This is a genomic window from Kitasatospora nipponensis (assembly GCF_039528135.1).
Lineage (GTDB): Bacteria > Actinomycetota > Actinomycetes > Streptomycetales > Streptomycetaceae > Kitasatospora > Kitasatospora nipponensis.
This window is the reverse complement of the sequence record NZ_BAAALF010000262.1, coordinates 1-8,803: the sequence shown is the minus strand read 5'-3', so window position 1 is coordinate 8,803 and position 8,803 is coordinate 1. Positions and strand designations below refer to the sequence as shown.

The 8,803-nt window shown below is 72.0% G+C and carries 5 protein-coding genes and 1 pseudogene; 2 read left to right on the top strand and 4 right to left on the bottom strand.

Going from position 1 to position 8,803, the window contains the following annotated elements; genetic code table 11:
• Positions 1-30 precede the first annotated feature (30 nt).
• The gene (locus tag ABD323_RS37595) at positions 31-1,113 is read right to left on the bottom strand and encodes a hypothetical protein (RefSeq protein WP_344446592.1); all 1,083 of its coding nucleotides are present in this window, start codon (positions 1,111-1,113) and stop codon (positions 31-33) included.
• 111 nt (positions 1,114-1,224) lie between these two features.
• The gene (locus ABD323_RS37590; RefSeq protein WP_425556299.1) at positions 1,225-2,622 is read right to left on the bottom strand and encodes an APC family permease; all 1,398 of its coding nucleotides are present in this window, start codon (positions 2,620-2,622) and stop codon (positions 1,225-1,227) included.
• Positions 2,623-2,919: 297 nt separating this feature from the next.
• On the opposite strand from ABD323_RS37590, the gene ABD323_RS37585 reads away from it, so the two are divergent.
• A complete protein-coding gene (locus ABD323_RS37585) occupies positions 2,920-4,230 on the top strand; it encodes an ROK family transcriptional regulator (protein ID WP_344446591.1) in 1,311 nt (436 codons plus the stop codon).
• A gap of 1,031 nt (positions 4,231-5,261) precedes the next feature.
• Positions 5,262-7,577 (top strand): M4 family metallopeptidase, encoded by a 2,316-nt coding sequence (locus tag ABD323_RS37580; RefSeq protein ID WP_344446593.1) that lies wholly within the window; start codon positions 5,262-5,264, stop codon positions 7,575-7,577.
• A 119-nt stretch (positions 7,578-7,696) separates the two neighbouring features.
• On the opposite strand, the gene ABD323_RS37575 is transcribed toward ABD323_RS37580, so the two are convergent.
• Both ABD323_RS37575 and ABD323_RS37570 read right to left on the bottom strand, forming a co-directional pair.
• Positions 7,697-8,431: a bestrophin-like domain gene (locus tag ABD323_RS37575; RefSeq protein ID WP_344446590.1), complete on the bottom strand. Its 735-nt coding sequence runs from the start codon at positions 8,429-8,431 to the stop codon at positions 7,697-7,699.
• A pseudogene (locus ABD323_RS37570) lies at positions 8,428-8,803 on the bottom strand (hypothetical protein); the annotation flags it as partial. The gene ABD323_RS37575 and the pseudogene ABD323_RS37570, both read right to left, overlap by 4 nt.

Sequence of the window (8,803 nt, the reverse complement as noted above, 5' to 3'; positions counted from 1 at the left end):
CCGCTCGGGCGGGGCCAGCCCGGGCGGCGGTCAGCCCGGGCGCCGGTCGGCCGGGCGGCGGGGCGGGATCGCGGCGGCGGGGAAGTCGCGCGGGCCGGTCCACAGGGCCGGGACGGCGTCGACGCGGCGGCAGAGCTCGTAGGCGACGGACTCGTAGTTCACCCGCCAGCCGTGGAAGTGCGGCCAGGCCAGCACCGTGGGCCGTTCGGCCTCGAAGCCGGCGGCGGTGATCATGGTGACCGCGGCGTCGAACTCGGCGTAGGTCAGGCGCATCGCGCTGGTCGGCTCCGGGTCGGGGTCGAACGGCAGTCGGACCACCCGGGCGATGTCGCGCAGCGCCGTGAAGCCGGCCCGCAGCACCAGCCGGGCCTCGGGGGGCGCGGTGCGCGGGCTGATGGCCAGCTGGATGGCGGCGGCGTCCATCACCGCGATCAGGCCCACGATCCAGCTGCGGTGCGGCTGCGGCGAGCGGAAGGAGAGCAGCACCGGGTAGTTGGAGTGGCTCTCGCCGAGCTCGGCGGCCAGCCGCTCCCAGTCGCGGTAGAGCTGGGGCAGCGCGGTCTCGGTGTCCACCAGGGACTGCCGGGCCAGCAGCTCGGGCCCCCAGGCGGGCTCCCCGGCGCGCGACTGCAGCAGCGTGACCTCGACCTCGCGGCGGTTGTACGAGCCGTACAGGGTGGGCAGGTAGGCGATCTGCAGGGCGATCACCAGCGGTCCGCTGGCGGCGGCGAGGAAGTCCAGCGCGGAGAGCCGCAGCCGGTCGCCGCTGGCGAAGCCGAGGGTGAAGAGGCTGGAGCCGGCCTCCCGCAGGGCGATGTCCCAGCTGAACTCCGAGGTGCCGTACAGCAGCAGGGTGAAGCAGGCGAGCAGGGCGCAGAGCCAGCAGAAGAGCATGCCCAGCAGCACCAGCGGCGCCAGCCAGGCCTGTGCCCGGTCCTGCGGCAGATAGCCGGGGAACGGCGCCGCGCAGGCGCGCAGCAGGGCGCGGAAGGTCCGCCAGAGCCGCATCACCAGCGAGGAGTACAGGCCCCGCGGGACGACGAGGGTACGCAGGATGCTGGCGACGGTGAGCGCGAGCAGCAGGACGCCGAGCAGCGCGAAGATCAACCTCATGGGGCTCATTGTGGGCGATCACGGCGACTGCCCGCCTGTCCGGGTCGACAGGCGGGCAGCACGGGCGGTGGCCGGGCGGGCCCCGGGGCGGGGCGCGCAGGTGGTGGGGCGTCAGACCGGCTGGTGTTCGGCCGGGGTGGCGGTCAGGTACTCCTCACGGATGTCGTGGGGACCGAAGGGCCAGATCCGCTCGACCCGGGCCCAGAGGAAGAAGGCCGCACTGCCCACGGCGACCCAGGCCAGCGACCACTCGATGGGGTGGAAGCCGGGCGAGTTGCGGTCCGCGTAGCCGTAGATGACCAGCCAGCCGATGGCGGCCAGCACGCCCGGCGCGGGGTAGAGCCACATCTTGTACGGCCGCGACAGCTGCGGCTGGCGGCGGCGCAGCACGCTCACCGCCACGATCTGGGCCAGCGCCTGGACGATCACCATGACCGTGGTGAGCAGGTCGATCAGGATGGTCAGCGGCGGGTGGCTGACGCTGGTGCCCACGTGCCGGCTCAGGTAGAAGCCGGCCGCGGTGACCACGCCCATGGTGACCAGGCCGAGCACCGGGAACTGGTGCTTGGGGTGCAGCTTGCCGTACGCCCGGAAGAAGACGCCGTCGCGCGCCGCGTCGTAGGGCACCCGGGAGCCGCCGAGCAGGCCGGTGAAGACCGAGGCGAAGGCGGTGATCAGGATCAGCACGGTGACCACGTCGGCCGCGCTCTTGCCCCAGGTCTTCTCCAGGACCGCGGAGGCGACCGACTGCGAGGCCACCGAGTTGGGGTCGAGCATGTCCTGCCAGTTCACCACGCCCAGCACGCCGACCTGGAGCAGCAGGTAGATGCCCATGATGCCGACGATGGAGTAGATCACGGCGCGGGGCATCACCCGGCCGGGGTTCTTGACCTCGGCGCCGAGGTAGGCGGCGGTGTTGTAGCCGAGGTAGTCGTAGATGCCGATGGTCAGACCGGCCGCGAAGCCGAGCCAGAACTGGCCGTGGGTCAGCTCGATCGCGTGCGCCGGCCAGGTGAAGGCCCGGGAGGCGTCGAAGTGGGTGTAGGAGGCGAGGATCACGGCGCCCACCGAGGTGATCATCACACCCCACATCACGGTGGTGATCTTGGCGATGCTGTCCACCTTGCGCCAGAGCAGCACCACCACGAGCACGATGAAGGCCAGTCCGACCAGGTCGCCCTGGCCCTTGGACATGCCCGGCCAGAGGTAGCCGAGGTACTGCACGAAGCCGACCACGCCGGTGGACATGATCAGCGGGATGAAGAGCATCGCGGTCCAGACGAACAGGAACGGCATCAGCTTGCCGCTGCGGTACTGGAACGCCTCGCGCAGGTAGACGTAGCTGCCGCCGGACCCGGGCAGCGAGGCCCCGAGCTCGGCCCAGACCAGCCCGTCGACCAGGGCCAGCACGGCGCCGGCTATCCAGCCGATCACCGCCTGCGGGCCGCCGAAGGCGGCCACCATCAGCGGGATGGTGACGAACGGCCCGATGCCGCACATCTGACTCATGTTGATGGCGGTGGCCTGGAAGAGGCCGATTCTTCGGGTCAGACCCGCGCCACCTGCCGAATCCGCCGGACGCGCCGAACCTGCGGGACTTGCTGACACCTGGAACCTCCGTGCGGGGGAAACGGCGCGGGGAGACGCCGGGGTGTGATTAAGTTAAAGACCCTAACTAGAAGCGTCAAGAGCTTCCGGGCAGGGAATCGAGGAGACGGCGTCCCGCACGGCGGCGACGTCCGGCGCGACGCATAGAGTGGCGCCAGCAGGATGATCACCGGGACGGGACGAGAGGCACCTGGGGCGATGACCGAACAGCCGTGGAACCGGCAGCGGCTGCGCAGCAACAACGAGTGGCTGCTGCTGGAGCGCCTGCGCACCGAGGGTCCCGCCTCGCGCGCCCAACTCGCCCGCGACACGGGGCTGTCCAAGCCGACGGTGTCGGCCGCGCTGGCCACCCTCGAACAGGCCGGGCTGGCCCGTGAGGCCGGTCTGCTGGCGCCGGAGCGCGGCCGGGTGGCGGTCCTCTACGAGCCCGACCCGACCGCCGGGCACGTGCTGGGCATCGACATCGGGCGGGCCTGGCTGCGGATCGCGGTGGCGGACCTGACCGGTGAGATCGTCGCCCGGCGGGACGTGCCCAACCTCGGCCGGACCGCCGACGCGGTGGCCGACGCGGTGGTCGCCGGCGCCCGGGACGCGATCGAGGAGGCGGGGCTCACCGCGGCCGACGTGGTGCACTCGGCGATCGCCACCCCCGGCGTCTGGGACGAGAGCGAGCAGCGCGTCCGGTACGCCGCCAACCTGCCCGGCTGGGGCCGGCGCGGCCTGTTCGACCGGCTGCGGGCGGGGCTGGCCACCGAGATCAGCGTGCACAACGACGCCAACCTCGCCGCGCTGGGCGAGTACGCGCGCGGCGCCGGGGCGGGCAGCCGGCTCTTCGTCTACCTGTTGATCGGCACCGGCCTGGGCATGGGCGTGGTGGCCGGCGGGCGCCTGCAGCGCGGCGCGCACGGGGCGGCGGGTGAGATCGGCTTCCTGCCGCTGCCGGGCGGTCGCGTGGGTGGGGGCGGTGGTGCGATCAGTGCCGGTGGTTCGGGTGGTTCGGGTGGCTCGGCTGTCTCGGGTGGTACGGGTGGTGCTGATGGCGTGATCAGTGCCGGTGAGGCCGGCGGTGCGGACGGGCCGGAGCGTGAGCAGCACCGCGGGATGCTGGAGTCCGCCGCCTCGGCCGAGTCGGTGGTGCGCACGGCCAGGGAGTTGGGACTGCGCGGGGCGGACGACGCCAAGGCCGTCTTCGAGGCGGCCCGCGCCGGCGACCCGGCCGCCCTGGCCGCCGTGCAGCACGAGGCCGAGCAACTCGCCTACGCGGTCGCGGTCATCTCCTCGGTCCTCGACCCGGACCTGGTGGTGCTCGGCGGCGGGGTCGGCCACAGCGCCGACCTGCTGCTCGACCGGATCGAAGCGGCGCTGCCCGCCCTGACGCCGCTGCGGCCGCGACTGGCGCCCAGCCTGCTGGGCGAGGAGGCGGTGCTGATCGGCGCACTCGCCACGGCGCTGCGCACCGCGCGGCCGGCGGTCTTCGAGCGGCGATCGGCGGCTGTGGCGCGCGGTTGAGGGCCTGCGCCCGGCCGTACCGAGCCGTGCTGAGCCCGTGTCGTGCTCTGGTGCGCCCCGGCATGCCCTGCTGCGCTGCCCCCTGCCGCGCCGCGACGGGCCGCCCCCCGCCGCCCCGCGCCGCCCCGGGCCGTCTCCTGTCCCAGCCCGGTTCCCGCTCTGCTCCCGCCCTGTCCGGTCTGTGCCCGTCGTGCCCGTCGTGCCCGTGTCCAGGGCCGCCGCGGCCGGGCGCAGTTGACGCGCCCTCGGTCCCGATGGCGCGACAGTGCCGCATTGTTGGCTGAAAAGCGTCGATGGAACGGCCGTTCGTTCGGGCGGTCGACGCGCGTCAACTGCCTCCGCGGGACGCCTGGTTCACGGGAGTGGTGGGGCGGATCCCGGTCGGGGTGACCGGTCGGGCCGGGGGTCGGCCGGTGTGTCCGGTGGGGTGGCGCGTGGTGCTACCGCCCAGTTCGGAGCCGGTCCCTGGGAGAAGGGTCACGGTTCTGCCAAGCTCTTGAAAATGGATTTCATAGTAATCGTCAACTGATGCGTTCCCGACTCAAGTTCAGGTCAAGACACCACTTCGCTTAACTGTCCTAATCGGCCATTTCTTGATGTGCATCTGTCATTGGTGGCCCGTTTCCTGCCACGATTCCCCCGGCTGCAGATGAGAGGGTCCCCCACCCCCCGGTGCAGCCACCCCGGATCAGCCGGCTTCCCTGCCGGTCTCCGGGGGGTCGCCCGGGTGCCAACGTGCCACGGATCTCCGTAGTCCTGCTGTACCCCCGTGGCCGAAAACGGCGCGCCCCGATGACGAGGCCGCCGTTCCTCTCCATCGCACCGCATCTCAGAGAGCGTCGCCCCACCGAGCGTCACCCCTTCGCACCATGTAGCGCCACCCCCAGCGCCAACCGTGACGTGCCCGTGCCGCCGACCAGCGGCAGGGCCGCGCTGTGCCGCAACCCCGCGGCCAGCTTCTCACCACCCGGCCGTGACCCCGCGGCCGCGCGGTCAAGGAGTATGAATTGTCACGCCACACCCATGCCCGGATGACCCTCGCCGCCCTCGCCGCGACCACTGCACTGCTCGCGACGGGCGTTCCGGTCATTGCCCAGGCCGCCACCTCGGCGCCGTCCGCCAGCCAGCAGGTCGCTGACCAGCAGGCCGTGGCCGCGCGTACCCAGCTGCTGGCCTCCGCCACGCAGCAGGCCCCCGCGCTCGCCCAGTCGATCGGCCTCAGCGGCCAGGAGAAGCTGGTCACCAAGGACGCCGTGGTCGACGCCAACGGCAACCGCCACCTGCGGTACGACCGCACCTACGCCGGGCTGCCGGTGCTCGGTGGCGACCTGATCGTCCACCAGGACAGCAACGGCCTCACCAAGAGCGTGGACCGGGCCAGCTCCGCCGACCTGGCGGGCCTGGGCACCACGCCGGCCGTCGCCGCGCCCAAGGCGCAGGCCGCCGCGCTGGCCGCCGAGTCGGGTGCGACCCTCAACGCCGCGCCGCAGCTGGTCGTCTGGATCTCCGCGGACTCCCCGAAGCTGGCCTGGAAGACCCTGATCGGCGGCAAGCAGGCGGACGGCACCCCCAGCCGCCTGCAGGTCATCACCGACGCCACGTCGGGCGCCGTGCTGAGCAAGACGGAGACCATCGAGACGGGCACCGGCACCGGTGTCTTCGTCGGCCAGGTCCCGCTGACCACCACGCAGTCCGGCAGCACCTACCAGCTGAAGGACGGCACCCGCGGCGGCCAGTCCACCGTCGACATGAACAACGGGACCTCCGGCAACGGCACCCTGTTCACCAGCACCACCGACGTCTGGGGCAACGGCCAGGTCAGCAACCGCCAGTCGGCGGCCGTGGACGCGCAGTACGGCGCGGCGGCGACCTGGGACTACTACAAGAACACCTTCGGCCGCAACGGCATCCGCAACGACGGTGTCGGTGCCGCCAGCCGGGTGCACTACGACTCGAACTACACCAACGCGTACTGGGACGACAGCTGCTTCTGCATGACCTACGGCGACGGGGCGAGCAACACCCACCCGCTGACCGAGATCGACGTCTCCGGCCACGAGATGAGCCACGGCGTCACCGCCGCCACCGCCAACCTGAACTACTCGGGTGAGTCCGGCGGCCTCAACGAGGCCACCTCGGACATCATGGGCACCGGCGTGGAGTTCTCCGCCAACCTCTCCACCAACCCGCCGAACTACCTGATCGGCGAGCTGGTCAACCTGAACGGCGACGGCACGCCGCTGCGTTACATGGACCACCCGTCCAAGGACGGCAGCTCGGCGGACTCCTGGTCCTCGACCGTGGGCAACCTCGACGTGCACTACTCCTCGGGTGTCGCCAACCACTTCTTCTACCTGCTCTCCGAGGGCAGCACGCCGAAGACCATCAACGGGTTCAGCTACAACAGCCCGACCGTCAACAGCATCTCGGTGGCCGGCATCGGCCGCGACAAGGCGCTGAAGGTCTGGTACCAGGCGCTCACCGCGCACATGACCTCCACCACCAACTACGCCGGCGCCCGCACCGCCACGCTCGCCGCGGCCACCGACCTCTACGGGGCCGGCAGCGCCGAGTACAACCAGGTCGCCACCGCCTGGGCCGCCGTCAACGTCGGCAGCCTGCCGACCGGCGGCGTGACCGTGACCAACCCGGGCAACCAGAGCACCGCCCAGGGCAGCGCGGCCAGCCTGCAGATCAAGGCCACCGGCGGCACCGGCACGCTGACCTACTCGGCCACCGGCCTGCCGACCGGCCTGTCGATCAGCTCCTCGGGCCTGATCAGTGGCACCGCGAGCACCGCGGGCACCTACAACGTCACCGTCACCGCCAAGGACGCGTCGAACGCCACCGGTTCGACCTCCTTCACCTGGACGGTCGGCGGCAGCGGCGGCGGGTGCACCCCGGCGCAGCTGATCGGCAACGGCGGCTTCGAGACCGGTAGCGCCGCGCCGTGGACGGCCACCTCGGGCGTCGTCGACAACAGCTCCTCGCAGGCCGCGCACGGCGGTTCCTGGAAGGCCTGGCTGGACGGCTACGGCAGCAGCCACACGGACTCCCTCTCGCAGTCGGTGACCATCCCGGCCGGCTGCAAGGCGTCCTTCAGCTTCTGGCTGCACATCGACACCGCCGAGACCGGCAGCACCGCGTACGACAAGCTCACGGTCACGGCCAACGGCACCACGCTGAAGACCTACTCCAACGTGAACGCCGCCACCGGCTACACCCAGCAGACGGTGGACCTCTCGTCCTACGCCGGGCAGACCGTGACGCTGAAGTTCAACGGCGTCGAGGACTCCTCGCTGCAGACCAGCTTCGTCGTCGACGACGCTGCGGTGAACGTCTCCTGATGACCGACTGCTGACGGCCCGTCAGGGCCGTCGGCTCCGTCAGGACAGAGCGGGGTCGGGCCCGGGGTGCGCGCTGCGCCCCGGGCCCGAGCCCGCTCGGCGTTCTCGCCGATGGGTCGTCAACTCCGTGACTGGGAGAGCTGGGTGAAGCGTTCGAGGCTCTGCTGGTAGGCGACCGGGGTGACGTGCATCGGCCCGGTGTAGGGGTGCGTCATGTGCAGCACCAGGTAGACGCCGAAGCCGACCACCGCCCCGACCAGTCCCAGCGCGACCGCCTCCCGGCGGTGGAAGGTGAGCCCGGCGATGGGGGCGTAGAGCAGGACCAGCAGGGCGGTGCCGACCAGGGCGGGGTAGAGCGGTTCCGGCAGCGAGACGCTCGCGTCCGCGAGCCGGATCTGGCGCTTGGTGTAGATGTCCGCCAGGTCGGCGAGTTCGGCCGACCGCTGGGGGGAGGCGGGGAGCGCCTGCACCTGCGCGCGGACGGCGTCCAGCCCGGCCCAGGCGGCCGGGGCCGCACCGCCGTGGGTCATCGCCTCGAAGTCCGGGCCGATCACGTCGGTCACGTAACCGCGCAGCAGCGGACGGGTGCTCGCGTCGGCGTCCGTGTAGGCCGCGTTGAGCGCCCGGGCCTCGTCCCAGGTGTGCCCGCGCGCGGTGTTGAGGTTGGACCAGGAGCCGGCGATCAGGAAGGCGGTCACCAGGATGAAGGAGGAGAGCGAGGCCGAGCCCAGAAAGCTGAGCGCTCCTCCGGAGAAGACACCCTCGCGTGACCGGCTGGTGCGGCCGAAGGCCGCCAGGATGCCGACCGCCAGGATGGCGCCCAGTACCACGGCGATGACGATTCCCAGGCTCAACGACGTCTCCCTGCACTCTGGTTGATGAAGCCGATGGCGGCCGCGAGGACGGCCGGAACGGTGACGGCGACAAAGACGAACGCGCTCTGCGGGTCGCCCGGGAGCACGGTCATGCTCTCGTCGGGCGGCCGGCTCGGCACGGCGGTGGTGGCGTGCAGCGTGGCCGGTGGTGGTGGCGCCGGCAGTTGGACGGTGAGGGGCGGCGGCGGTGGTGGCGAGGGGTGCGCGGTGGTGGGCGCGGGCGCCGGGAGGTGCACGGCGGCGGGATGGGTGGGCGCCGGAGCGGCCGGGTGGGGCGTCGGTGCCGCGGGCTGTGGTGGTGGGGGCGGGGGAGCCGGCGGGCTGGGCGGTGCGGGGTGGGGGACCGGTGGC